The organism is Erwinia sp. MYb416 (genome assembly GCF_037479575.1).
GTDB classification, from domain to species: Bacteria; Pseudomonadota; Gammaproteobacteria; order Enterobacterales; family Enterobacteriaceae; genus Erwinia; species Erwinia rhapontici.
Genome location: NZ_JBBGYT010000006.1, coordinates 1 through 518 on the forward strand (window position 1 = coordinate 1; position 518 = coordinate 518).

The 518-nt window shown below is 47.1% G+C and carries 1 protein-coding gene; it reads right to left on the reverse strand.

Annotated features, from left to right (window positions below):
* Positions 1-314 (reverse strand): DUF3391 domain-containing protein (locus WH277_RS28595; protein ID WP_445235284.1); only part of this gene is annotated, 314 nt, incomplete at its 3' end.
* Positions 315-518 lie beyond the last annotated feature (204 nt).

Below are 518 nucleotides of genomic sequence, written 5' to 3' on the forward strand. Positions count from 1 at the left end.
ATCCACACCTCACGAACATCGCTTTGCTGGATGGCATGGATGTGCACGGCGTCAGACAGCAGCATCTCATTGTGTACCAACGGGTGCTTAAGCCAGAACACATCCAGCTTGTATAAATACATCCCCGTTTGCAGTTCATTCACCGCAATACTTATGATCATCCGGCCTCCCCCTGACAATGTGAATTCCATTCCTCCATTAGTATCGGCACATGAACAAAAAAACTGCAGGCCTGGCGGACAAATCAGCGGGAAATTTACCGGATTTTTATTGACAGAAATTGAACTAAATAAAGGTAACCACAGAATCAGCATCGGACCTGTCTGGAATATCAGGCAGTGAGTTCATCCTGCCAACACATTCGACGCCAATGCGCTACATTGCGTAAAACATTTCGGTACACATAAGGCCATCAGTCCGACTGAAGCGCCAGCAGGCAATATAAGGGGCGATAATGTTAAACATGATGATCAAACGAAAGCGTGAACGCCGGCACACGGAAGATCGTTATCTGGCAC